General features: G+C 56.2%; 21 protein-coding genes and 1 tRNA gene. 10 read left to right on the top strand and 12 right to left on the bottom strand.

Annotation, left to right across the window (positions count from 1 at the left end; all coding sequences use genetic code 11):
* Positions 1-65 precede the first annotated feature (65 nt).
* The gene (locus tag RCI_RS08260) at positions 66-746 is read right to left on the bottom strand and encodes a DUF4332 domain-containing protein (protein WP_048198286.1); all 681 of its coding nucleotides are present in this window, start codon (positions 744-746) and stop codon (positions 66-68) included.
* 367 nt (positions 747-1,113) lie between these two features.
* Between RCI_RS08260 and RCI_RS08265 the strand changes: the two genes are divergently transcribed.
* Complete coding sequence (locus tag RCI_RS08265; RefSeq protein WP_012035970.1) at positions 1,114-2,334, top strand: ATP-binding protein; 1,221 nt, start codon at positions 1,114-1,116, stop codon at positions 2,332-2,334.
* A 92-nt stretch (positions 2,335-2,426) separates the two neighbouring features.
* Here the strand turns inward: RCI_RS08265 and RCI_RS08270 are convergent, their stop codons facing one another.
* The gene (locus RCI_RS08270; RefSeq protein WP_012035971.1) at positions 2,427-3,539 is read right to left on the bottom strand and encodes a PAS domain-containing sensor histidine kinase; all 1,113 of its coding nucleotides are present in this window, start codon (positions 3,537-3,539) and stop codon (positions 2,427-2,429) included.
* Positions 3,540-3,713: 174 nt separating this feature from the next.
* Positions 3,714-3,790: transfer RNA gene (locus RCI_RS08275), tRNA-Lys, on the bottom strand.
* 205 nt (positions 3,791-3,995) lie between these two features.
* On the opposite strand from RCI_RS08275, the gene RCI_RS08280 reads away from it, so the two are divergent.
* Positions 3,996-5,474 carry a DHH family phosphoesterase gene (locus RCI_RS08280; RefSeq protein WP_048198287.1) on the top strand — a complete coding sequence of 493 codons (1,479 nt, stop codon included), beginning with the start codon at positions 3,996-3,998 and terminating at the stop codon, positions 5,472-5,474.
* Between the two features lie 148 nt (positions 5,475-5,622).
* Here RCI_RS08280 and RCI_RS08285 read toward each other — a convergent pair whose 3' ends face one another.
* The 4 genes from RCI_RS08285 to RCI_RS08300 form a co-directional block, all read right to left on the bottom strand.
* On the bottom strand, positions 5,623-6,468 hold the full coding sequence (locus tag RCI_RS08285; RefSeq protein ID WP_048198289.1) for an ArsR/SmtB family transcription factor: 846 nt from the start codon (positions 6,466-6,468) through the stop codon (positions 5,623-5,625).
* 140 nt (positions 6,469-6,608) lie between these two features.
* A complete protein-coding gene (locus RCI_RS08290) occupies positions 6,609-7,457 on the bottom strand; it encodes a PGF-CTERM sorting domain-containing protein (protein ID WP_012035974.1) in 849 nt (282 codons plus the stop codon).
* A 152-nt stretch (positions 7,458-7,609) separates the two neighbouring features.
* Positions 7,610-8,620, bottom strand: coding sequence for an MBL fold metallo-hydrolase (locus RCI_RS08295; RefSeq protein ID WP_012035975.1), 1,011 nt, complete (start codon positions 8,618-8,620; stop codon positions 7,610-7,612).
* 120 nt (positions 8,621-8,740) lie between these two features.
* Positions 8,741-9,100 (bottom strand): hypothetical protein, encoded by a 360-nt coding sequence (locus RCI_RS08300; protein WP_012035976.1) that lies wholly within the window; start codon positions 9,098-9,100, stop codon positions 8,741-8,743.
* Between the two features lie 274 nt (positions 9,101-9,374).
* On the opposite strand from RCI_RS08300, the gene RCI_RS08305 reads away from it, so the two are divergent.
* The 5 genes from RCI_RS08305 to RCI_RS08325 all read left to right on the top strand — a co-directional run bounded on the left by RCI_RS08305 (position 9,375) and on the right by RCI_RS08325 (position 16,311).
* Positions 9,375-9,803: a transcriptional regulator TbsP domain-containing protein gene (locus RCI_RS08305; protein WP_012035977.1), complete on the top strand. Its 429-nt coding sequence runs from the start codon at positions 9,375-9,377 to the stop codon at positions 9,801-9,803.
* Positions 9,804-10,076: 273 nt separating this feature from the next.
* Positions 10,077-11,810, top strand: a complete 1,734-nt coding sequence (gene glyS, locus RCI_RS08310) for a glycine--tRNA ligase (RefSeq protein WP_012035978.1) — start codon at positions 10,077-10,079, stop codon at positions 11,808-11,810.
* Between the two features lie 8 nt (positions 11,811-11,818).
* On the top strand, positions 11,819-12,511 hold the full coding sequence (locus tag RCI_RS08315) for a diacylglycerol/polyprenol kinase family protein (RefSeq protein WP_012035979.1): 693 nt from the start codon (positions 11,819-11,821) through the stop codon (positions 12,509-12,511).
* Between the two features lie 16 nt (positions 12,512-12,527).
* Entirely contained in the window at positions 12,528-13,292 is a 765-nt protein-coding gene (locus RCI_RS08320) for a class I SAM-dependent methyltransferase (protein WP_052309935.1), read from the top strand.
* A gap of 640 nt (positions 13,293-13,932) precedes the next feature.
* On the top strand, positions 13,933-16,311 hold the full coding sequence (locus RCI_RS08325) for a DEAD/DEAH box helicase (RefSeq protein ID WP_012035982.1): 2,379 nt from the start codon (positions 13,933-13,935) through the stop codon (positions 16,309-16,311).
* A gap of 1,039 nt (positions 16,312-17,350) precedes the next feature.
* Here RCI_RS08325 and RCI_RS08330 read toward each other — a convergent pair.
* Positions 17,351-18,286: a GNAT family N-acetyltransferase gene (locus RCI_RS08330; RefSeq protein WP_012035985.1), complete on the bottom strand. Its 936-nt coding sequence runs from the start codon at positions 18,284-18,286 to the stop codon at positions 17,351-17,353.
* A gap of 210 nt (positions 18,287-18,496) precedes the next feature.
* On the opposite strand from RCI_RS08330, the gene RCI_RS08335 reads away from it, so the two are divergent.
* Together RCI_RS08335 and tatC are read left to right on the top strand one after the other, a co-directional pair.
* Positions 18,497-19,678 (top strand): glycosyltransferase family 4 protein, encoded by a 1,182-nt coding sequence (locus RCI_RS08335; protein WP_012035986.1) that lies wholly within the window; start codon positions 18,497-18,499, stop codon positions 19,676-19,678.
* Positions 19,679-19,716: 38 nt separating this feature from the next.
* Complete coding sequence (gene tatC, locus RCI_RS08340; protein WP_012035987.1) at positions 19,717-20,490, top strand: twin-arginine translocase subunit TatC; 774 nt, start codon at positions 19,717-19,719, stop codon at positions 20,488-20,490.
* A gap of 139 nt (positions 20,491-20,629) precedes the next feature.
* On the opposite strand, the gene RCI_RS08345 is transcribed toward tatC, so the two are convergent.
* A complete protein-coding gene (locus RCI_RS08345) occupies positions 20,630-21,838 on the bottom strand; it encodes an ISL3-like element ISArch13 family transposase (protein WP_012035826.1) in 1,209 nt (402 codons plus the stop codon).
* Between the two features lie 472 nt (positions 21,839-22,310).
* Between RCI_RS08345 and RCI_RS17000 the strand changes: the two genes are divergently transcribed.
* On the top strand, positions 22,311-22,463 hold the full coding sequence (locus tag RCI_RS17000; protein ID WP_158308893.1) for a hypothetical protein: 153 nt from the start codon (positions 22,311-22,313) through the stop codon (positions 22,461-22,463).
* Between the two features lie 118 nt (positions 22,464-22,581).
* Here RCI_RS17000 and RCI_RS08350 read toward each other — a convergent pair whose 3' ends face one another.
* From RCI_RS08350 to RCI_RS08360, 3 genes are all read right to left on the bottom strand, one after another.
* A complete protein-coding gene (locus tag RCI_RS08350; protein WP_012035988.1) occupies positions 22,582-23,442 on the bottom strand; it encodes a DUF72 domain-containing protein in 861 nt (286 codons plus the stop codon).
* A gap of 67 nt (positions 23,443-23,509) precedes the next feature.
* Positions 23,510-23,926, bottom strand: coding sequence for a CBS domain-containing protein (locus tag RCI_RS08355; protein WP_012035989.1), 417 nt, complete (start codon positions 23,924-23,926; stop codon positions 23,510-23,512).
* Positions 23,927-24,033: 107 nt separating this feature from the next.
* A complete protein-coding gene (locus RCI_RS08360; protein ID WP_012035990.1) occupies positions 24,034-25,287 on the bottom strand; it encodes an AAA family ATPase in 1,254 nt (417 codons plus the stop codon).
* Positions 25,288-25,427 lie beyond the last annotated feature (140 nt).

Consider the following 25,427-nt stretch of genomic DNA (forward strand, 5'->3'; position numbering starts at 1 on the left):
GGAGAAAATCGGCACCTGTACGATGGTGAAGATGCTATAGCCTTGGTGTTACCGCAACCCCGAAGTCAATATTCAATGATTTGTGTATGTTCTTTCGCGGCCTCGACGCAGTAGGCGACGTCCCGGACCGTGAAAGACCCTTTTGTCAGCTTTAGTCGGCTGTTCACCGCTACCAGCCTCGCATAGAGGTCTTCGGGCTGATTTGCGGCCAGCGTTTTCAGGCTGTCGACGCCGGCCTCGTACATCAGGCGGGCGAAGATCGGGCCTACGTAGCCCACGCGTGCGATGTCGGACATGCGGACGAGCTCTAACAGCACTTTCCCAGGCACGTTCGCCTGCGAGGAGAGCGCGGCCCGATCGGCAGGAGTCACCGACCTCTCGAAGAGCTGTTTCGCATTTTTAACTCCGAGCGCGGCCAGCCCGTTGACGTAAGCCGGATCAACGCCCGGGATGTCCTTCAGCGACAGTGGCATCGGAGTCAGGCTCCGGGCGTGGCGGGAGAGGACGGTAAGGTAGTCGACGGGTAATCCTGACTCTGCGGCAAATTTCTTCAACCGATCTGCAGTTTTCAGCCTGTCGATCAGCATCCCGAGATTAGAGATGCCCAGGGACTCCAGCACAGAGAAACGCTCCTGAAGCTTCTCTTTCAGGATACGCCTGCCCGGCGATAGCTCCTGCGACTCGATCAGTCGCCGGAATTTATCAAGGCTGTACTGCCCCGTATCCAGGTGGTATTGGCCGGCCATATATGACATCCCTCTTATCTGACTACAATGGGCCTCCAGCATTAAGATTTATCGTACGTGCGCCCTGAATGTAATGGTCTCTCCCGCAGTTTCAATACCTATGCTAGTTATGGTATCATCGGACGATATCTGACTTGCAATGGCGTTAAAGTCATTCTATAAGCATATTGTACAGTCCGGCAGAGGTTACATACTACCTGCCGGACAATAAAAAATGTCAAGCATGACTATTGCACGGTATCGAGCCTGTTTTCTGCACATATTAAAACTGTTTATCCAGGGTAAACAATCTTATTTATTACAGATAAACAATTTTGTTTATTACTAATACACAAATGATATATAGTGCCAGAGCATTGTAGTTTCTATGCTTTCCGAGCAGGCGATAAAAGAGATAGCCAGACTGCAGGAGAAAAATTTTCGAAGTCAGGCGGCCGGCGTCGGGAGAGATCTGCTCAACCGCATCAATACGGATGTTCCACACGCCATCATCATATCGGGCATCCGAAGATGCGGTAAAAGCACGCTGCTCAAGCAGCTGATGCAAAGGGCAGGCGAGTGTAACTTTTTTAATTTCGACGACAGCAGGGCAGATGGTTTTGATCTGGGCGATTTTGAGAAGCTGGATACCGTGTTCCGGGAGATCCATGGCGAGCTGGGCTGCTACTACTTCGATGAGGTCCAGTTAGTCCCCGGGTGGGAGCGATATGTCCGGGGAGAGCTGGACCTGGGCAAGAAATTCGTGATCACAGGCTCGAACGCCTCCATGTTAAGCAGGGAGCTCGGAACCCGGCTTACCGGCAGGCACCTGACTTATGAGCTTTTCCCGTTCTCGTATTCGGAGGCGCTGAGAGCGAAAGACCAGTCTCCTTCGCTCTCCTCCTTCAGCGAATACGTTGAAAGAGGCGGGTTCCCGGAATACGTCAGGATAGGTACTCAGGATATCCTGCAACAGCTCTTTAAAGACATCATCGCGAGGGATGTCGTGGTCAGGTATGGCCTGAGAAATGCAGCCATGGTGCAGAGCCTGGCATCATATCTCCTGTCTAACGTGGGATCGGAGTTCTCGTACTCGAAACTGGCGAAGACGTTCGGCGTCACGACCAAGAGCATAACGGAGTACGTGTCATACTTCGAAGCTAGCTACATGCTTTTCACAGTGCCGATGTTTTCCTGCTCGTACAGGAAGACGCTGGTGAACCCCAAGAAGGTCTATGGCATCGATCCGGGCTTTATCAAAGCCAACACAGTGTCGTTCACGAACAATAACGGCAGCCTGCTCGAAAACATCGTGTACCTGCACCTCAGGAGATCGCACCCGAGCGGCTCGATATTCTATTATAAGGGCAAGCGTGAGTGCGATTTCATCGTAGTAGAGAAGAACAGGCCGGTGCAGGCTATACAGGTCTGCCACAAGCTGACTAAAGACAACCTGCAGAGAGAGATCGGTGGAGTAACAGAGGCCATGGACGAGCTCAAGATCGGGAAAGGGCTCATTATCACCATGGACGAGACGGATAAGTTCGATGGAGTGAATGTCCTTCCTGCATGGAAATGGTTAACCTCCGGGCCGGAAGAACAGGAGTGAGAGATATGGCAGCTAAAGCGAAGAGGTCGTGGCGGGAGAAGCTTATAGAGCTGTAGCCCGAAAAGGTGCTATGGCCGTGAACAACTTTCAGCTCAGGACTCGTTCACGGCGGCCGGCAGCATGACCACGAATCTGGCGCCTCTGGTGTGATCCCCTATCACCCGGTCCCCGACCGATACCTTGCCGCCATAGCCCTCAACCAGCGATTTTACTATGTATAAGCCCAGGCCCATACCGTGGGATGTGCTCTTGCCAATCCGGTAGAAGACCGCGTCCTTGGCTTCGTCAGGTATGCCCGGCCCGTTGTCCTCGACGATCACCCGGCAACACCGCTTTCCGTTCTCTTCTATTACGTCCATGTCGACGATGATCTCGGCGCGTTCGCCGGCATACTTGACCGCGTTGCCGACAAGGTTGGCGAAGACGTCGTGGAGCAGCTCGTTGGCCCGGGCGTAGCAGTGCTGGTGGCCGTTGAGGTTGAGAGTGATCCTCCGGCCGGTGGCGGCTTCAAATTCGCCCTGTACTCCTGCGAGGACCGCCGGGACGTCCACGGCGGCGGTCCGGAGCTCGCCCTTGTGGAGTTTTTGCAGTTTCCGCACGTTCTGGATGAGCTGGGAGCTGCGCTGCAGTACCTCTATGGACTTGTCGAGGAATTCGTTCCGCCCGGGATCGGGGCCGGTATACCGACAGCGGGCCAGCTCCATGTAGCCGAGGGCGATCTGATGCATGTTGTTGATGTCGTGGCCCATCAGGTCAAGGTAGAGCTCGGCCTGAAGCTTGGCTTTGAGAAGTTCTTCATCTGATCTAATGTACTCAGTGAGGTCCCGGTTGATCGTCACCACCCCGCTCACAGCCCCGTTCGGGCCCTTGACCGGATAGCCCTGGATCAGCCACTCTTTCCCGTCTGAAGTCATGACCAGTGCCTTGCGCATCTCTCCCGTCTGGAGGGCCTCGATGGCAGGGCAGCCATGGCATGGAGTATTTTTCTGGTGCCAGACCTTCCAGCAGTATTCGCCTATCACGGGTCCCGCGGTCCGGCTCTCCGAAAGCTCTACCGCCCGGTTAACCCAGAGAATCTTCATGTCCGGGCCGTGATAGAGGACGTAATCGTCGATGCTGCCAAGGATCAGGGATATATCCAGGCCTGACAGCAGGGCCGAATCGCCCAACCCTTTCTGGAGATCAGTGCTACCATTATTGTCCATAAAACACCCACGAATAAAAGTGTAAGCGATTACTGTGCGAAATATGTTTTTATGGGCTATAGATAGGAATCTGAGATAACTATTCAACAGGGTGTCTGCTACAAGGGTTTAAAAGATCAGAAATGCAGCAGGCAGGGAAGGAGTTTTGAGAGCGTCAGTAAAAGTGTTAGTTTTTGGCGGGCCCGATGGGATTTGAACCCATGGCATGCGGATTAAGAGTCCGCCGCTCTGCCTGACTGAGCCACGGGCCCACGCCGAATACAATTATGCGCCTGCGACGGCTTTGTCTTGTGACTTGTCACGCCGCTGCGAACCTTGTATAAGTCACGTCTAACATATATAGATTACGGTCGTTCGACCTCAGTTGTGCTCTTTATACGGTGCTCTTGCGCCTGGTTACCATGCATAGCGTTGATAACTTATATAACAGGCAGGACTAATCTATATTTGTTCCTTATGGAAGAGCAGCAGAAAGAAGTCCGGAGCATCAGAGCGCCCAAGCGACAGAAGTACTCGTACGTCATTCTTGGCGGGGGGAGCATCGGCCTCGCCGTCGCCAAAGAGCTGGCCAAGCTGAAGAAAGTGTTTTTGATCATCGATAAGGATAAATCGAGGGTGGGAGCGCTGCGGGACCAGAACTACGAGGCGCTGGAGGGAGACATCTCTACTGACAAGACTCTGGAGGAGTTACCCCTCGAGGGGTCTGACGGCATTTTCATCCTCACCTCCGACTACCAGGCGAACCTCAAGGCGCTGCGCTTCGTCAAGGAGAAGTCGCCCCGGTCCTTCGCCATGGTCAGGGCCATCGATCTCGTGACTGCGGAGGAACTCTACTCTAACGGCGCTGACATCCTGCTGCACCCGCCCAGCATCGTGGCGGACAAGGCGCTGACAGAACTGCAGAAGATAGAGCTTCGGGGCGCTGCATGGCAGTTGATGACCTACCTGAAGTCGCTCGGCCCGGAGAGCCGGATCGGCATCGTCGTCCACGATAACCCGGACCCGGACTCCATCGCCAGCGCGCTCGCCCTCAAAAACCTGGCCGAGTCCGTGGGCAAGGTGGCCGAGATCCTGTACTTCGGCACCATCGGGCACCAGGAGACCCGGGCGTTCATCAACCTCCTCAGCGTTCCCATCCGGCAGATCAACAGCGGGATGCTGGAAGAGTACAACGTGCTCGCCATGGTCGACTGCAACACCCCCGGCCGGAACAATTCCCTGCCCCCGGACACGAAGATCAACATTATCATAGACCATCACGCGCCCCAGGAGTCCTTCGACATCAACGTGGACTTCATAGACATCCGCCCCGACGTGGGCGCCACCTCCACGATCATGACCAGATACGTGCAGGAGCTCGACTTTGAGATTTCCAGCAACCTGGCGACGGCGCTGCTGTACGGCATCAGGACCGACACCAGCGAGTTCAAGCGGAATACCTCCGCCGTCGACATGACCAGCGCCGCGTTCCTCTACGCTTTTGCCGAGCAGGACGTGCTGGCGCAGATCGAGACGCCGTCCATGTCCGCCGAAACCATGGACGTGCTCGGCGAGGCCATACGGAATAAAAAGATCGAGGGCAGCTACCTGATCTCCAACGTGGGCTTCGTCCACGACCGGGACACCCTCCCCCAGGCCGCCGACCACCTCCTGAAACTGGAGGGCATCTCCACTGTGCTCGTCTTCGGCATGACGGAGGACAAGATCCACCTGTCCGCGAGGAGCAAGGACATCCGCGTCAACATTGGCGACATCATCAGCCGGGCCTTCAGCGACATCGGTTCCGCCGGCGGCCACCAGCGCACCGCAGCCGCCCAGATACCCCTCGGCATCTTCATGGGAGTCAAAGATAAAAACCTGCTACTAAAGCTGGCTGACGAGGCCGTCAGGCGCCGGTTCCTCACCGCGGTCGGCGTCGACGAAGAGCCGGCCTGAAAGGCATAGAGAAACACTGGTTACCACAGAGGCACAGAGGAACACAGAGATCTAATGAAATATGGCCAATTATAAGATATATCTCTGTGTACCTCTGTGCCTCTGTGGTAAACCATCCGCTACGTGAACCTGTGCCAAAAAATAGTGTTTACTTTTTCCCGCTCTTGCCTCTGTTATACAGGTCGTAAACGATCATGACGCCGATGATGAGGAGGCACCCGGTCAGGAACCAGAGGCCCCAGTGGTTGAGCAGGTCGTAAGGAATCAGAGACTGAGCGGCGCCTGTGTCTGCCGGAGGTGCTACGGGCAGTCCGGTCCAGCTGTCTGCGGCACGGCTCGCTGCGTCGCCTGCGGCTTTTTCGATGCCGGCTGTAGTGTTATCGGCCGCCGCGAAGAAGACTGTCGGCTCCCGGACCATGTCAGAGGCTACCGTCGTCGTCTCGGGCAGGGGTGGCATGGGAGCGCTGGCGGGCGCCTGGGCAGCGTTGCCGGCGTTGTTGTAGGAGTTGTTCATCGTCGCCATCATCAGGGGGTCTGTGGATTCCCCGGCCCCGTCGGCCTGGAGCTTGTTGCCCGGCAGGAAACTGGCCCCGTTTTGCAGCAGCATGGCCGCCTCGACGAAGAGGGATGCGATGAGGGCTATGGGCAGTAATACGAAGTATTTCTTCAGCGCGTCGATGAGTGACTGACTCGTGGCGGTCTTGGGCACCAGCACGATCATGCGCTTGGCTGGCGCGTAGAGCTTGACCTCACGGCCTTTTTCGCTGTACTTCGTCTTCTCGATGACGACTAGCCCTGCCTCCATGAGCTTCTCGATGTTGTACTGAGCGGTGGTGAGGGGGATGTCGAGCTTTTTCGCTATGTTGGAGGTGGACATCGGGCTCTCGGCCAGCAGCTCCAGGATTTTCCTCGCCGTGTCGTTGGCGATGGTCTGGGTGATGATCTTCGATTCCTCGCCCAGGGGGACTATGAGCATCTTGTCGTCTTCGGGCATCAAGTAGATGTAATACGGCCTTATTAAAGGCCTTTTCTATAACTACGGATGCGTTCGTATTGAAAACCAGGTCCGGGGACTCTCTGCAGGATATTGATTAAAAAAATGAGTTTTAAAAGTAGAAAATGGAAGAGAGCGTTTTACTCTCTTCTCAGGTATAGTACTGCGCCTGCGAGAGCTATGAGGGCGATGACGGCCTCGAAGCCCGGTATGCCAAGGAAGCCGCCGTTGCCGGTTGTGGGCGTGCTACCGCCGGGGCCTATGCCGGGGGTGGGCGTTGCCTTGGGGACGTCGATGTCGGTGATGACGTTCAGGGCGTTCTCCTGCTGGGTGACCCAGAAGTACTGGTCGCCGTACTTGCCGTTCTTTTCGGCGCGCAGGTAGTATTTACCGTAGGGCAGTGCAGGGAAAGTGTACTGTCCGTCGCTGCCAGTAATCGGTGTGCTGGCGAAGCTGACCTGTGTCAGGTTGTTGGTGACGGGGTCCACGTTATACAGCGAGACCGTCGCGCCGAGGACACGGGCGAGGTTTTCGCCGACAGGCAGGCCCTGACCTACGGTGCTCCAGACTGTGACCGTGGTCTGGCCCCTCATGGGCGGTACGTCAGAGGCTACGTCGATGTTGATCCACTGCACTTCTGCAGGCTGGTCCGGGCCGACCCCGGGCGGGTAGTAGAGGACTAAGGCCCAGGCAGTGTTGCCCTCACGGTCGGCCTTTATAATGTAGGAGACCGGGTTGGCCGGGTCGAACGCGACGTTTCTGAAGTTGAACGTGCCGTCGCTGCCGGTGGTCAGGCTGCTGTATTCGGAGCCGGGCTTCTTGCCGTCATAGGAATACAGGGTCACCTTGGCGCCGGCTGCGGGGAAAGCCTTGTTGTAGACTTTGCCCTGGATGTTTTCGAAGTACATGCCGGTCTGGGCCGAGGCCTGGAGCGGCACGATGAGTGCGAAGAATACGCAGGCGATCAGTATAAGCCTTGTCAGTTTCACGATTTATCCCCTTCCATTTTCCAGGATTATGCGCATATGTGAGGAAAGGCCATATAAAGCTTATCTCACAATCGCGTGATCACGATCAATTACGTATCTTTTATATAAATTTATTTAAAGAGCTCCGACAGAGGAGAGAATAGCTGGCGGAGCTACAGGGAGTCGTCGTTGACCGCGCACGACAGTTCCGGGAGCGTGATCGACTCTTTCCCGTTCTTGTTCAAAAAGGCCGAGAAGCGCCGGGAGTTGCCTTCCTCCGGGTGGTAGACCAGCGTCAGCTCCGGGTCGACCGCATACACCATATCTCTCAGCCCTCCGAAATCGAGGTGGTCGCTGATGCAGATGGTGGGGTGATCGTAGTACTTCTGCCCGGTGAGGACGAACTTTTTGATGCCCGCGGGCAGCCGGTCGAGGTGCCACGGCGAGGTGATGCACATCCGCCCGCCGTATTCGCCGATCTCCGCCAGCTCGCCTGCAGCATCGCCGAGCAGGTGCCGGGTGATGCGGAGCGAGCTCTTATCCATCTCGATGACGTCGTCGTAGCCGAGCTCCCGGATCATGGACACGGCCCGCTGGGCCTTGCCGAAAGCGTAAGCCCCGAAGCCCACCCGCTTATGGGCCATCGCCGCGGCGAACGAGTCGAGGTCGTCGCAGAAAGCGCACCCCGGATCATCAGGATCGCCGTACGTAGCCTCGGTGACGAGGACGTCGCATTTAGGCAGCCCCCGGAAGTCCTTCACGTCGCCTGTAACGAGGATTCTGACGCCCTGGTCGTTCTCCCAGTAGAAGGCGGAAGCGCCGATGGAGTGGCCGGTGTCGTAAGTCTTGATCTTGACCCCGTCCACCTCGATGGTCTCCCCGACCTGGAAGGTGGTGCCTTTAAAATACTGGTCGTGCCTGAGCTGCAGGGTCACCGTGGTCTTGTCCGAGGCTATCGAGCGCTCGGAGAGCATGGCGGACTTACCATAGTGATCTGTATGGGCGTGGGTGATCAGAAAGTGCCGGTCGTCCTTCTTGCCGTTGCGGGTGGTATCGATACCGAAGGTCCGCCGCTCTCCCCCGCTCTTAAACGCTATCGATAAGTGCGGCTTGTAGTTGCCCCCGCTGGTGCGGTAGCGCAGCGGCAGGAAGCCCATGTCGACGAGCCTTTTAGTACCATCCATGCTGATGCTGCTATACTTGTGAAACTATTTACGCTTTGTGGATTTAGGAACACGCTGCCAGTGCCGTGAAAAAAAGAGCGGCTGCCCCGCGGGGCAGCAGAGATAGATAGTGAAGATGTATTACGCTTTACCTGCTTCCTGCTCTCTTTCCGCCAGCAGGAAGTCGAGGACCTTTCTGACTATGTCCTCGTTCGCCTCTCCGCCGCAGGAGATGATCTCGCCCTCGATCATGAGGATGGGGATGCGCAGCCCGAACTTTTTCAGGTGCTCGACTACTTCGGGGTAGGCTTTGACTTCCTCTGAGAAGACGTTGATCAGGGATACCTGGATTCGGTCGCCGTATGTCGAGAGCAGCGAGGCCTTGACGTCGGTGAAGTCCCACTCGTGAGCCTTGCCGCCGCAGCTGTGGGTATGTTCGCATTTCGTGCAGTTGGCGCCCGGGTAGTAACCGAAGAGCTTCACGTCCAGAGGTGCGTTCATGATAATCTAGAACGCGTTGCGAGGCTGCTCCCATAAATACCTTTCCATTATTACCACGGCGCATAAATGCCCGAAAGATCAGGCCTTGTGCAGAAAAATATTAAACATACGATTGGGCTGATAGCGCCGACTTATATTTTTATAAGCGACTGGCTCGAATGTAATATACTTTTATGCATTATAAAAAACATGATTTTTTAATCCGGCCGGGATTTGTTTGAAAAATATTACTATCGCCGGAATATTTAAATCCAAAAAAATCAGCATATTAACTATGACCAAAAATTCCACTTCTCAGGAATTGGTAGACAACATCAGGACGTTGTGTGGCGACGAGATAGCCGGCAACTTCGTTAGCATGATGAACCAGGTGAACCAGCCCCGGTTCAGCGCCATCAAGAACACCTTCCGGGACTCGACCTCGGTGTTCATCCTGGCCTGCGCCAACAGCAACATGCTGTACAAGGACCTCCGCGAGGACGGCCTGAAGCTGGGCATCGCCAGCGTCGAGACCTTCTCCAGGAGGATCTACGAGATGCGCAGGGCCGGCCTCATCTACACCGAGTCCATGCACAACAAAGGCCCGGGCAGGCCGAAGCTCAGGCTCAGGTTCAACCCGAACGCTTTCAAGGAAATGTTCAACGTCGACCCGAGCACCATGCTCTCCGGCGGCCAGACAGAAGAAAGCAAAGTTGTCATCTAAGTTTCAGAACCGTCTTACCAAGATGATCTGAGAAGGTTACGCTGACACCTGCACAGGCGCCCTCGACCCGGGGCGCCTGTACGGGGTAACAAGCCGTGATTGTGATACCAGTAGCCGTAGATAGGCGATAATACCGATAACCTTCGTTCCGGCCGGCAGCGATCCTTCCCTTTTTTACTTCACCTTAAACCGATTGCCTGCCATTCAGTCATAACAAAATATATCCCATTATACGCTCTTTTGTTGTGCGTTAACATTCATCGAGGTAACTAAATGGACAAGTATGACAAGGTGTTTGAGCTCGCCAAGAACCGCGGCTTCATCTGGCCGTCGTTCGAGATCTACGGCGGCGCCTCGGGCTTCTACGACTACGGCCCGCTGGGCGCGACGTTGAAGCGGAAGATCGAGGACGCGTGGCGGAGGTTCTACTGCGTGGGCGAGGGCTTCTATGAGATAGAGGCGCCGACGATCGGCGTCGAGGCAATCTTCGAGGCGTCGGGCCACGTGGGCGGCTTCGCAGACCCTATGACCACCTGCCAGAAGTGTAAAGAGTCCTTCCGCGCCGACCACGTGATCAAGGGCGAGATGGAGATCCCGGACGGCCTCAAAAAGGAGCAGATGACGGAGATCATCCACCAGCACCACATCAAGTGCCCCGAGTGCGGCGGCGATTTAGGCGACGTCTACGACTTCAACCTGATGTTCTCCACCTGGATCGGCCCCGGCCAGAAGAAGAAGGGATACATGCGGCCCGAAACGGCGCAGGGCATGTTCGTGGACTTCCCCCGTTTATTAAGGTTCTACAGGGAGAAGCTCCCCTTCGGCGTCACCCAGATCGGCAAATCGTACAGGAACGAGATCTCCCCGAGGCAGGGCGTCATCCGCCTTCGCGAATTTACGCAGGCCGAGGCAGAGGTGTTCGTCAACCCCCAGTTTAAAAACAAACACCCCAACTTCGCGGCAGTAAAGGACCTTGTCCTCCCGCTGTACGACGAGGACGCACAGCTGAGCGGCGGCGAGCCCAAGCCCATGACCGTGGGCGACGCGGTCGCTAAGGGAATTATCGCCAACGAGTATCTCGCTTACTATGTGGCACTGACTTACCAGTTTCTGGTCGGAGTGGGCATCGACGGCAAGCGCCTGAGGTTCCGCCAGCACATGAAGACGGAGCGCGCCCACTATGCGACGGACTGCTGGGACGCTGAAGTCCTGCTGGACCGGTTCAAGTGGGTGGAGATCGTGGGCATCGCCGACCGGACGAGCTACGATCTTACGGCGCACCAGAAGCGCAGCGAAGTAGACCTCTCTGTCTTCATCCCGTTCGACACGCCCATGAAGGTCAAGAAGACCATCGTGACCCCGAACATGGGCGTCATCGGCCCGAAGTTCAAGGGCAAGGCCGGTAAGATCATGGCCGCGCTAAAGGCGATGAAGCCTGAGGAACTCGACAGGCCGGAGGTGCGTCTGAACATCGACGGCGAGGAGATCGTCATTCCCAGCGACCTGTTCGATCACAAGACCGTCGACGTCGAAATCAACGGCGAGAACGTGATCCCCCACGTGGTCGAGCCCTCCTACGGCGTGGACAGAATCCTGTACTCGGTGCTGGAGCATGCCTACGACGAGGAGATCGTCGAGGGCGAGGGACGCGTCGTCATGAGGTTCGACCGCACCGTGGCCCCCATCACTGTGGCCGTGCTGCCGCTGCTCAGCAAAGACCCGCTGGCCAGCAGGGCTGCCGAGATCGCCCGCGGCCTCAAGGCTGCCGGGTACTTCGTCGAGTACGACGAGTCGGGCACGATAGGCAAGAGGTACCGCCGCAACGACGAGGCCGGCACCCCGTTCTGTGTCACAGTCGATCACCAGACCATCGAGGACGGCACAGTGACTGTCAGGGACAGGGACAGCATGGCCCAGATCAGGTACCCGGCAGACGGCCTCGCAGGCCTGATCAGTGAGCTGCTCTGCACTGGCAAGCCGCTCGAAGGCTACGGTACAAAGGTTTAAAGAGGGCTATGGCATTCGATCGCTCCCTGTTCTTTAAGGAGCTCGGACGAAAAGCCTTTCACGCGGCAGGGATCGTCATCCCTGCAGCGTACTTCTTTTTCTTATCCAGAGAATGGATGCTCGCCGCCCTCGCCATCTGCATCCTGGGCGCCGGCGTGCTCGAATATATGCGGCTCAATGGCAGGAGTCTTTTCGGCTCGCAGTTCATGAGGCCGTCGGAGGATAAGCGGCTGGGCGGGTACTTCTACGCTGCAGTTTCGCTGTTTCTGGCCGTGCTCCTGTTCGAGAAGACCATCGCGGTTGTCGCGATGCTGTGCCTCGTCATCGGAGACGCGCTGACCGGGCTCGCGGGAGTTGTGCTGTCCATGTACATGGGCCGTATGACTGCCGACGTCAGGCAGGAGGACACGGCCAGAAGAGGCATCATATCGAGGGTCGTCGGGGACACAGCGTATGCCCTGAGCCATCCAAAATCCCCGGTGCTGATGCTGGTGATGTTTTCGGTGTGCTCGGCCATCGGCATGCTGTTCTATCCGGCACTGCCGCTGGCCGTCATCGCTGCCGGCGCGCTTGGGGCGGTGATCGCCGACTGCTTCCCATGGCGGTTCCTCGGCTTCGTGATCGATGACAACCTCTCCATCCCTCTGGCAGTAGGCATTCTGATGTCGCTGACATTACTGCTCTATAATATTATTCTGTAGCGCCAAAAGCTGATACATGGCAGACGGCAGCGGCGACCAGTATTTAGAATCCCTGGAGCGCATGGGCATGACCGGCCATCCCGGTGGCCTGAGAGGCACGAGAAAGCTGCTCAGGCAGCTCGGCATCCGGCCGGGAGAACTGGCGCTGGACCTCGGCTGCGGGACCGGCTATACTGCCACGCTCATCGCAAAAAAGTACGGCGCCGAAGCCGTAGCCGCCGATCTCAGGCCCGGAATGCTCGCGCTGACGAAGCAGAGGGCGGCCGGGGATGGCGTGGCAGGCTCGGTGCGCCTCGTAGCCGGCGATGCCCGGAGGCTGCCGTTTAAGGACAATACTTTCGACGCGGTTATTGTAGAGTCAGTCCTCGTGTTCTGCGACGTGCCCCGTGCAGTTAGTGAGCTGTATAGGGTGCTGAAGCCGGGTGGCAGGCTGGGCTGCAACGAGGTAACCGCACTGAGGCCAATACCGCCGGATAAGAAGGAGAAGCTGGCAGAGTACTTTGGTTTCAGGCCGGTCGTGGCGACGGAGGCCGAATGGACAGACGCCTTCAAAGCTGCCGGATTCGCCGGCATCTCCTCGGAAGCCAGGCCTCTCGACTGGCTGGACATAGCGGTGTTCGCCCCGATCCAGGCGTATGGTATCAGGAAGTACCTTTCGGCGCTGGTAAAGAGCGTGACAGACCCGCAAGTCAGGAAAGCGAGGTGGAAGAAAAGTAGCTTGACAGCTCCTCGAATGTTAGGCTACCTGGGGTCAGGGCTGTACTGGGCTAAAAAGCCATAACGATAATGTGAGACAGCAAGACGAACGCTGCGCTGTGCCTCACCTGATTGCACAACATCCCCAAGATAGCAGAGCGAACGCTGCACTGCGCCTTACTTGATTGTTTAAGCTTCACGAGACAGCAAAACGAACGCTGCGCTGTGCCAATCCTCACAGATTCCACGGATTGCGATTGATTCCACAGATTCCTCTGCTGAATCCACAGATTACTACACGATATCACAGAAGGAATACTCTAATACTATTCGAACACTAATAGCAATCATAAGAATACAATCGATCAGAACATTTTTAATTATCTGTGAAATCGAGCGTCATCTGTGCAATCGGTCGTAATCTGTGGATTCTGTTTCAATCTGTGGCATCTGTGTAGTTTAGCACAGCGCAGCGTTCGACATGCTATCTCACCACACAGGAGCAACCAGAAAACGCACAGCGCAGCGTTCGTCATCGTTCACGGGCACAGAGACAACATATTATCGAGAGCCGGAGTAATCAGAAGCCAGCACAGTACCGCATTCGTAATCGTTCACCTGCACAGAGATAATAGCTATATTGATTAGATCAAAATTTGATAGCTAATATTTTCACGCTGCTCTAGCAACTTATATATCTCCTCGCCATTCAAACTTCCACACACATGTCCGGGGACTTTGTCAGCCATCCGCTGCTGGTGCCGAACACGGTTTCGAGCCGCTCCTACCAGGAGACTCTGTCGCAGAAGGCGCTGGAAAAGTCGAGCCTGATCGTCCTGCCTACTGGCCTGGGGAAGACGATCATAGCCCTGCTGGTCATCTTGAACAGGCTGCAGGCCGGAGGGCCTGGAGCAAAAGTCCTCATGCTCTCCCCCACGAAGCCCCTGGTAGAGCAGCACGCCTCATTCTTTAGAAAGGCCATGGCCATCGACCCGGAGAAGATCGTCGTCTTCACCGGCAGCACGCCTCCCGAGGAGCGTGCCGACCTCTGGGATAAGGCCACCGTTATCGTGTCTACTCCGCAGGTGATCGAGAACGACCTGCTGTGCAGGCGATTCACTCTGGAAGACGTGACAGTGGTCGTGTTCGACGAGGCCCACCGGGCAACTGGTAACTACGCTTACGTATACATCGCGAAGCGGTATATGGAGCAGGCAAGGAGCCCTCTGGTCCTGGGCATCACCGCATCCCCGGGCAGCACCCCGGAGAAGATCAACGAGGTCCGGGAGAGCCTGGCGATCGAGCGGGTAGAGGTGAAGACCGAGAACGACCCCGACGTAGCCCCTTATATCTACGACAAGGACGTGGAGTGGATCCGGGTCAACGTGCCGGACAAGGCCAACGAGATCCGCATTTTACTGGAGGCGATCGTGGAGGACCGGGCGAAGAAGCTGTTCGAGATGGGCGTTATCTACTCCAAGAACATCGTCCTGAACAAGAAGGAATTATTACTCTTACAGCAGCGACTCCAGGCCGCCATTGCCCGAGGCAGCAGCCCCGAGAGCTACAAGGCGATCTCCGTGGTGGCGGAGATCATGAAGGTCGGCCATGCCATCGACCTCATCCAGACGCAGGGCGTGCTCCCGCTGCGCCGCTATTTTGAGAGGATGAAGGAAGAGGCCAGTACGAAGGGCGGAAGCAAGGCAACCCGAAGGCTGTTCGAGGACGCCCGGCTGCAGCACGCGATGCGAGTCACGAACGAGACTGACGAGGTCAACCCCAAGACTGAGAAGGTCGCAGAGATCGTGCTGGAGCAGCTCCAGGCGAATCCGGCCTCGAAAGTGATCGTCTTCACCAACTACCGGGACACCGCTGATGTGGTGGCGAAGCGGCTGGCCGAGGTAGAGGGTATAAAGCCCGTACGGTTCGTCGGCCAGGCCTCGAAGCTGAACGACAAAGGGCTGAGCCAGAAGAAGCAGGTGGAGATCCTCGACAGGTTCCGGGCGGGGGAGTACAACACTCTTATCGCGACGTCAGTCGCAGAGGAAGGGCTGGACATCCCGTCCACTGATCTAGTTCTATTCTACGAGCCGGTGCCCTCCGAAATAAGGAGCATCCAGCGCCGGGGCCGGACCGGGAGGAACACGGTCGGCCGGGTGGTGGTGCTGATCTCCAAAGGCACGAGGGACGAGGCTGCCTACAGGTCGAGCCAGAGCAAGGAGCGGAAGATGTACAAGACCATGCAGAACATGAAGGACGGAGAGGCCATGGCCGGCATGCTGGAGCACAATTCGGAGTTTTCACAGGCTACTATTGACGACATCGCAGAGGAGCCGCCCGTGGAGGATGCCGCCGTGATGACGGGAGGCAGCAGCACGGTCAGCCTGCAGCCCCCGTCACCTGCATCTGCGAGCCAGGCGAAGCTGGAGCTGTTCGCCGCCCGGGATAATGGCGTTACCGTGCTCACGGACACCAGGGAGATGCGCTCCCAGGTCGTCAAAAAGCTTGAGGAGCACGGAGCGAAGCTGGACTTCAGGACGCTTGAGGTCGGGGACTATGTACTGTCAGACAGGGTCTGCATCGAGCGGAAGACCACAGACGATTTCCTGAGCACGATTTTCGACGCCAACAGAAACATGTTTGAGCAGATCATCAACATGAAACACGAGTTCCTCCGGCCCATGCTGATCATCGAAGGCTCAGGCCTGTATACGAAGCGCCGCATCAGCCCCGCCGCCATCCAGGGCATCATCGCCTCCATCACCATCGACTACGGCGTCCCAGTCCTGTTCACGGCGGACGAGGCGGAAACGGCGTCGTACATCTACAGCATCGCCCGCCGGGAGCAGGTGGACCGCAAGAGGAGCGTCCACCCCCACGCTACCAAAGCCAGCCAGACTTTGCCCGAGCGGCAGGAGTACCTTGTTTCGGCGATATCCGAAGTAGGCCCGGTCATCGCGAAAAATTTATTGCGGCACTTCGGCAGCGTCAAAAAGATAGCGGAAGCTTCGGCCGAAGAGCTGACCGCTGTCGAGCGAGTCGGGCCCAAGACCGCCGCCCGCATCCGGGAGATCATGGATGCCGAGTACAGGCCAAGGGAATGAAGATTTTTCCAGGATTCCAACCTGGTTTCGGCGCCAGGCCGCCTCGTATTTAGTTCGCAAAAAATCAGGTGATGATCGGAGCCTTGATCAGGCATAGGTGATGAAAAACTGGCGGTTCTCAGTTTCTGCGCTAGTAAAGCCGCCAAGCACTCGCCTCATGAAAACTGGTTTTTCAAGTAAAGCCGATGAAAAACTCCTGGAGGTTGGGGAGTTCCCGGGAGGTCTAGGAGGATTTTCAGGCTGGGAGGTTGGGGAGGGTGGAGAGGTCTGAGAGGAGGATTGGGAGTGTGGAAAGGTTTGGGAGGATTTTTTAAAGATATTCTCTCTGACCTCCGGGTACTTACATAACCTCCTCTCTGACCTCCATGACCTCCTTGACCTCCCAGCTTGAACGTTCTCTCTATACTCCGTGAACCTCTCCGACCTCCCCTCCGACCTCTCAACACCTCCCGGACCCAGATTTTTCATGGAACGCCAAGGGGCCAAGCTCGCCAAGGGGCCAAGCACTCGCTAATGAAAGGTGTGTTTTCAAGTAGAGGAATTGAAAAATAGAAATAGCTCGGCCCCGGGAGGCCTCGGTTTTAAATCGCAATCAGCACGGTTCGACCCTTCGGTCGCGACGGCGCAACGACGCAAAGACGCCAAGTTTTTCCTGTTATTCCTTTGCGTCGTTGCGCCCTTGCGCCTTAGCGATCTAAGAACAAGGCGGCCTGGCGCCGACGATATCCATATTTTTCATAGAACGCCAAGTAGCCAAGCACGCCAAGCTATAATTTTATTGATCGGCGCTGTTCCGATCGAAAAAGTCCCTGGCGTGCCCGGCCTCTTGGCGTTCCGTGAAAAATTAGCTCTTGGCGAGCTTGGCACCTTGGCGCTCTTGGCGGTATTTTCGACTCACACAGGGCCAACTTACAATTTTTCACAGCTTCTACCTGAATATCCATTTTTCATAAGGCGAGTGCTTGGCGACCTTGCGTCTTTGCGCCCTTGCGAACTAAAATCAATAAATCGAGCGTTTACGGTTTAAGGCTACTTATAACTACTCTTCCAGCTCCAGCACATACTGGTCGAAGATCGACGTCTGCCTGAACCCCATTTTCCTGTACAGTCCAATGGCAGGCTCGTTATCCAGCGTTACGGCGAGCACGATCTGCCTGCGGCCGAGCATGGCGCTTTTACTGATCAGGTTCTCCAGCATTTTGCCGCCGATCCCTTTTCCCCTGTGTGAGCTGTCGACGGCGATGTCGAGGATGAGGACGCTGCCGTCCGCGATCTGGGAGGAGAGGAGTAAGCCGACTACCTGATCGTCGATGGTCGCCACGAGGGACAGCTCGGGCAGGAACAATCCGTGGCGGTCCTGCAGGATGCTGAGGAGCAGGGTGCGGCAGCCTTCGGGAGAGCCGAACAGCGGATAGACGGCCCGGTCGAAGGCTTCGGACGCCTCGTACATGAGCCGGCAGACGTCCTCAAAATAGCTGGTGCTCCAGGGCAGGACGTTAACGCCGGGGTCGGGCTTGTACAGGAAAATTTCAGCCTCGTCCACACTTCTGGTCATGCTCATGCGGGGCACTTTCCGGAAGCCCATATCTATCGCCGCGACGGCAAACCGGTCTGCCCCGGGCCCTGAGAAGCCGCTGCGCACTGCCCGGACGGCCTGATCAGACAGGACATCCAGAATGTGGAGCAGGAAAACCCGTTCCAGGCCTTCGCTGCCGGGCTCGAGGCACCCGTACACAAGCTCCGCTTCGAGGTCGACGCTGCGGTAGCAAAAGATGCCGATCGGTTCCCGGCCCTTCAGGAGCGTGACCACGCCGAGCTCCCCCCTGCGCACCCGATCGGGAAGGCTCAGGACGTACCTGCGATCGATTTCGCCCGTGGGCGGGATGCGTGCCGCCGACTCGACGAGCAGGCGCTCCGCGGCATCAGTCAGTTCGCTGCCAGTCTCCAGCGTGAAGCCTTGCGGGGACAGGACCATAACAACCGTATGTTGCTTCCCATGGAATTAAAGGTTTGGTCTTTCGAAGAGGCAAAAATCCCCGAATATTCCGCCGTATTTTACATTGACAACACTTGGTAAGCATGCGCTGTAAGCGCCTGTTTCACACCATACAACCACTCTCTGGCCGGCGGAACGCCGGCCGGCCGGCCGAAAAATCTTTTACGGTTCGGGCGTGTAGTGTACTCCATGCGCATATGCCTGGTCAACGCCCTGTTCCACCCCTTCTCGGGGGGAGTGGAGAAGCACATGTACGAACTCTCTCGTGAGCTCGTGAAGCAGGGCGTGGACGTGACGATCGTTACGGCGAGGCTGAGCGGGCTGCCGGCCTACGAGGAGATCGACGGTGTTAGAGTGCACCGGGTCCCCTGCCTGGAGATCAGAGTGCCGGGCCTGTACCCGCCCCCGTACATCGTGTCGCCGCTCTTTTCCTTTTATCTCAGGAAGCTGGACAAACAGTATAATTTCGATATTATCCACCTGCAGAACCGGTTCTTCCCGGACTTCGATACCGCGGCCATCTACGCCAGGCTTGCAAAAAAGCCGTTCATGATGACGATCCACAACGCCCGTCCTGTAGGAATCGCCCCGCAAATCACGGTGTTCGGCCTCGCGTACGACTGGCTGATCGGCCGGTGGCCGTTCGCTCTCGCCGACAGGATCATCGCAGTGTCGGAGTGGGTCAGGGGCGACATCGCGAAGTACTGGATCAACAAGGACAAGATCATACCGGTCCATAATGGCATCAACGTCAAGGATTTCCGGCCTACGGATGCCATGCGTGTAAGAACACAGTACGGGATAGGTAAAGACCCTATGCTGCTGTTCGTCGGCAGGATGATCACCCAGAAAGGAATACCTTACCTGATCGACGCCATGCCTGCCGTACTAGAAAAGCACCCTGACGTAAAGCTGTTCCTCGTCGGCCGGGGCAACGCCCTGCCGGGCTTGAAGAAGAAAGTCGCACAGATGGGCCTGGAAAAGAGCGTTTTATTCTCCGGCTACCTGAGCGAAGAGCAGCTGAAAGAGACGTACGGCACCTGCGACATTTTCGTTTTGCCGTCGGTGTGGGAAGTTCTCCCGATCGCCATTCTGGAGGCGATGTCCTCGGCGAAGCCCGTCGTCTGCACCACCGCGGGCGGAAACAGGGAGCTCGTGAGAGATGGGGTCAACGGCTACGTTGTGCCCATGCGCGATCCCGGGGCCCTCGCTGCGAAGATCAACGAGCTGCTCTCAGATAAGGTGAAGATGGCTGAGATGGGCCGGCAGAGCCGGGCCATCGCGGAGGCCGAGTTCGACTGGAAGCTCATCGCCGCGAAGACGAAGAAAGTCTACGAGGATCTGCTGAGGCAGAAAAGGCGGACCCCTTAAGTATTTATTTTTAAAGAGTAGAGTGATGGACGATAGCCGTGCCGCTTCTGCAAGACTTCGCCGCCCTGTTCGTCAGGTTCAGGAAAAACCTCCTATATCTGGGATTGTATATCCTGCTGGTCTCGGTCATCGCTTTTCCGTTCACCGGCGACGTCATCATGCGCATGAGCAATGACCTGCTACCGCAGCAGAAGTACTCGGGCGAGCTTTACCAGCTGATCCAGACCCAGCCGCTGGAGCTCATGATGCTGGAGCTGAAACTGTCAGTGATCGCCGGAGTAATCGCTGCCCTGCCGGTCGTCTTCTTCTACGCGTACAGGTTCCTCGCCGGCAGGCAGTTCGGAGACCGCTTCAGGATCAGCGGTCCGAAACTGCTTCTGGCCACCGCCGTCGGGCTGGTACTTTTCATCGTAGGCTGCCTGTACTCGTACTGGCTGATGCTGCCCCTGGTGTTCGAATATTTACTGACCAGCTCCCTCGCCGCTGGTGTAGCCAACAGCTGGAAGGTCTCGGACTTCGTCAACTTCGCTGTGATGACCACCGCCGTCTTCGGCCTGGTCTTCGAGCTCCCCCTGGCCATGACCGTCCTCGCCCGCGCCCGGATCGTGCCGGCGTGGGTGTTCCGGAAATACCGGCGCCACATGTACATCGTCATCCTCATCGTGGCCGCCCTCGTCACCAGCCCCGACGTCCTCACCCAGATCATGGTGGGCATACCCCTCATCATATTCTACGAACTCAGCCTGCTGATCTTGAGATTTACGGCTCCGGACAACAGGCCTCCTGCGGAGGAAAAGGCGAGCGGACAGTAAGCTCGTGATATTTTAGAACTACAAAGGCTCACAGGGACTTACATATTAGATGGTCGCTATCCAATCGTCTATAGAAATATCTCTGTGCGTCTCTGTGCCTCTGTGGTGACCAGTAGATATTTTTGGCTCTTCTCCATTTTTAGGATGAGGGTTTCCGGCAGATTGTTAATATTTTAAGCATAAAATACTCCAGGTCCTGGAGGCCGTAACTTCTTCTTTTGATGATATTGATCTTGGTGTTGAAACCTTCGCTACCGGCATTAGTGATATGATGTTTGAAGAGGGCGGTCACACCGTACATGTAACGATCCAATGTCCTTACCAGAGCTTGGAACTCCTCCAATCCGCTACTCTCCACGTTCTCTTTCCATGTCTGCAACCGGAGCATTGCATGGTTCTGATATCGGGCGTCCAGGATGTCCAGGAGTTGTTCTTTCAACAGGTATGCCTTGTACAAGGGTTGGTTCAGCTCCAATAGTTCCTGAAGAGTCTCCCTCTTTTCACTGGGGAGGTTCTTCTCTCTGCTGAGGATGAGAAACCGTTTATCCTTCCAGTGTTTTCGTTCAGCTTTGCCTGCACCCCTGAATTCTCGTCTACGGATACTGTCTATGCATTCCCCTGCTTTCTTAGCGATATGGAACTTATCGAACACGATCTCCGCCCTCGTGTTTTTACGGACGCTGGCAATATATGGATCCCACATATCCATGACCACCGCTTTAACGTTCATGCTTTTCTCGTATCCTAGAATGGCGAAGAACAGGTCGAGTGTCACCTCTTTTCTCCCAATGCCCGTCCAGAGAACACAGCCCTTTTCAACATCCCGGACTACTGTGAGGTATTTATGGCCTTTCTCATAAGCGATCTCATCCACGCCGATCACCCGGGGATTACTGGAATCCAACGGGACAAGGGATTCTCTCATCGTATTCTTATCAATACTCTTCACAGTCTTCCAGTCTAACCCTACGACCTGGGCGGCTTCTTTAATGCTCATATGCTTACAGAGAACCGAGACATGCTTTTCCAGTCTCTTCGTGCATCTCGAGTACTCCCTTACAAACTCCAGTTTCTCATGACCCCTGTGGCCACACCGGCAAAAGATCTTGTATTGAGGGAACTGCACATAACAACGCAGACACCCCAAATCCAGGTCCCTGACCACTCGGACATACTCATCCTCAACACGTTTAACACGCCTGCCACAACGAGGACACAGAGAAGGCCTCCCTGATCTCTCTAACTCGACAAGAAGCCGTTCATCATCATGACTGATACCAGCAATCTTAAATCCCTTAAAATTAAACTGGCTCTTGAATACTAACGAGTATTTACACCGCTTACCCATGATATTGTGCCAACATTACAAGGGCAAGCGGTGGCTTAAAATCACCCATTACAACTAGCAGTTCCTCACCCGACAATCGGAGAAGAGCCATATTTTTAAAGCTTTTAGGACAGTCAGGTACCGTTTACACGAAGTACGCAAGGTACACGAAGTACGCGAAGTTTTACGATAAAATCATATTACAGCATGCCGTTTTTACTGTACTTCGAGTACTTCGGGTACTTCGTGTAAATGGTACGGGCGCTCGTACGAAACATTTCAGTAAAGACTCATGGATGAAAAGGGTATTGTCAAGTAGGGGTACGAAAAATTGAAAGTAGCCCTGAATAGGTCGAAAATACCGCCAAGCACTCGCCTTATGAAAAATGTGGTATTCAGGTAGAGGCTATGAAAAATTAATAGTTGGCCCTGTGTGAGTCGAAAATACCGCCAAGTCCGCCAAGGAGCCAAGAGCGCCAAGAGCTAATTTTTCATGGAACGCCAAGAAGCCAAGCTCGCCAAGAGCAAATTTTTTCATGGAACGCCAAGGAGCCAAGAGCGCCAAGATTTTTTGGCGATATCTTCTGATCCTGATCACAATGTCCTTGGCGAGCTTGGCCTCTTGGCGGGCTTGGCGGCCTTATAACCATAGCCGATATAACACATTTTTCATAAGACTATACTCTGTGAACCTCTGTGCGTCTCCGTGCCTCTGTGGTAAAATCTCCGTGCGTCTCTGTGGTAAATTATTAGAGGACAATTGCTTATTCGTCGAAGAACCTTAACAGCCCGGTCTGCCTCTGTGTCGGGAGGGGCATGGTTTCTTCGGGTTCGGGCCCGAGCATGGTTTCGAAGAGCTTAGCGTTCTTGACGGCGTTCGCCCGGGGGTGGTTGTTGAAGTACGCCCGTATAGTCCCGGGCATGGCCTCTATGGCAGTGGCCCATGGCTGTAGCTGTTCCCGGGTGTAGGAGTAGTCGTAGCGGTTCATCCTGCCTTCGGAGTCTGCCTTTTTTGAGAACCAGAGGTCGGGGTTGCGTCCGTGGAATCTCAGGTAGGAGTGCCGGCCGGTGTTTTCTATTATAGCGGGCATGGAAGGCCCGTCTATGGCGCACAGTGCCACCTCGAACTTCCGCAGGACTGCCAGCACGTCGGGGATTACCTCCTTCTTGTTTTGCAGCCAGGAGCTGTGCCGCAGCTCTACGGCGTAGTCGATGGCCGTGGTGTCGAGCGTTTCCAGCAGTGCCTCCAGCCTATCGAGGTGGTCGGGATAGCGGACGTATGGCGATATCTGCAGGAGGACTGCGCCGAGCGCTCCGGCCGCTTTGAGCGGTGAGAGCACTTTTGCCTCGAAGTCCAGCGCAGTCTGCACGTCCAGCAGTAGCGAGTCGTGGGTCACTTTACCGGGCATCTTGAGGGAGAACTCGAAGCCGTTCAGGGAAGAGGCTTTCCGGATCCATTCCTGGACTACTAAGGGCGCGGGAAACGTGTAGAAAGAGCTGTTGATCTCCGTTGTATGGAAGTATCTGCCGTAGTAGCTCAGCCACGCCTGTTTCGGCAGGCCTGGGGGGTAGAAGGCTCCCGCCCAGTCGTCGTAGGACCAGCCTGAGGTGCCGACGCGGATCATCCGATTAAGGTAGGTGTTCCGGACGCTTAATCCTGCCGGCACAGGTGGCAGCCGGTTATGGTTAATTCTACCTTGACGACTTGGTGATCTCGTCGAACATGCTGTCCATGCCCGATCGCATCTCCCGGGCGATGTCGGAGATGGAGACGATGCCTACCAGCTGAGAGTTGTCATTGACTACTGGCAGCCTTCTGACCTTGTTCTCGCCCATGGTCTTGAGGGCGTCGAAGATGTCGTCGTTCTCTCTGCACCCGACTATGTCTTTGGTCATGATGTCGGATACAGGCGTGTTCTTTGGGTCTTTCTTCTCGGCCACAGCCTTGATCGCTATCTGCCGGTCGGTCACGATTCCTTTGACGCTGTCCCCGTCTACGACGATAACTGTGCCGGTGTTCTGGTTCTTCATCTTCGCCGCGGCGTCCGCCGCCGTGGACTTCGTGTCCACGCACGCGATCTCGCTTGTCATAACGTCCTTGATTTTCATGAACATCCCCTACTGTAAGTTCTGAATCAGGTATCTGCCCGCGTGAATATTAGGCTATTTCGAGTTTCGGGCAACATCCGGGGCTGGTCATGACAAATGTGCTGCTGCTACTGTTTGAACAGGGCTTCCATGAGCCTTGTCGCAAAAGGCTTTGCGACCGGCTGCGTGTCTCGCTTGCGGCCGGAGATGGTTTCGGCGACGTGGTAGATCTCTTTCGACGTTTTAGAGCAGGGGCTGGCGAGGATGGCGGGCACCTTATCTTTCCGGCGCATATCCCCGTCCTCGGGCAGCATGGCGATCACCGGGGTGCCGAAGTACTGCTCGATCTGGGACCGGCTGTACTGGTGGCCGGTCATGTCGTATCGGTTTAAGACGATGCCGGGCACCCGGACGTCCAGGATGCGGGCCATCTCCTGCACCTTCAGGCCGTCGATCATGCTGCCCTCGTCAGGATTGAGCACGAGGAGCAGGTAGTCGGAAGCATACAGGGACAGGGCAACTTCTTTGTTGTAGCCCGCAGGGGTGTCGATCACGATGAAGTCGGCATCCCTGGAAAAGTGGCTTATGACGTCGCCGAGCAGATTCCGGTCCATGCCCAGGAAGCCCGCGATGGACAGCCCGCTGGGCACTATGCGAAGCCTGTTGTTGAAAGCCCGGTAGACGGCTTTGTCAGGCTCCGCTTTGCCGGACAGGACTTCGTGCAGCGTGGCTTTCATGCACTGGACATCGATGCCCATGTACGAGGCCATGTTGCTCATGCTGGTGTCGGCGTCGAGCAGGACTGTGTCGAAGCCCATTTCGGCGAGCGCGATGCCGAGGTTGATGGAAAAGGTGGTCTTGCCCGTGCCGCCTTTGCCTGCGCCGACTGAGATAACGACAGCTGCCTTTTCAGCTGCAGGAAGCTCCCTGGCGGGTTCTTCTCCGGCCGGGGGCTGCTCCGGGGAAGGCGCCGGGATTTCCGGCGGGGGAATTTTCGCGATGGGATCGATGGCCGTGTCCTCGAAGATCAGTCTGGGAGGGAGGCCGCCCATGGTGGAGAGAAGGGCGGCATCCCGGTCAGTCGGCCGTTTTTTCGAGGATGGGTCCCGCAGGGTCTCCCGGGGCAGAGAGGTGTAAACGAGTTCCCGCACTTCCCCGGGCTTCAGGCCTGCCACCCGCCAGGTGATCTTTCCGGCAGAGGCAGTGGCGGCAGGAACGATACCGCCCGATTTAGCGAAGCATAACAGGCCGGAGATATCCGCCGGATAGGCATCCTCGACAGTGGCCTGGCAAACCGACTGGCCGTTGTTTCTGACGATGATCACCATGCGGCCGCCGGCCGCGTCCCAGTATTTCCTGACCTCGATGCCTGACTGTTCCATAGGAGCACCAATGACTTATTTACAATATCTTGCATATAATGCTTTCTGGCCTGTGCCTGGCCTGACCATCACCAGCCCCATAGTAGCGCATGGCCTTCATACAGTTGGTTCTAGCAGGTCACAGCGAGGCGTTCTCGGAG

The sequence above is a fragment of the Methanocella arvoryzae MRE50 genome (assembly GCF_000063445.1).
Lineage (GTDB): Archaea > Halobacteriota > Methanocellia > Methanocellales > Methanocellaceae > Methanocella_A > Methanocella_A arvoryzae.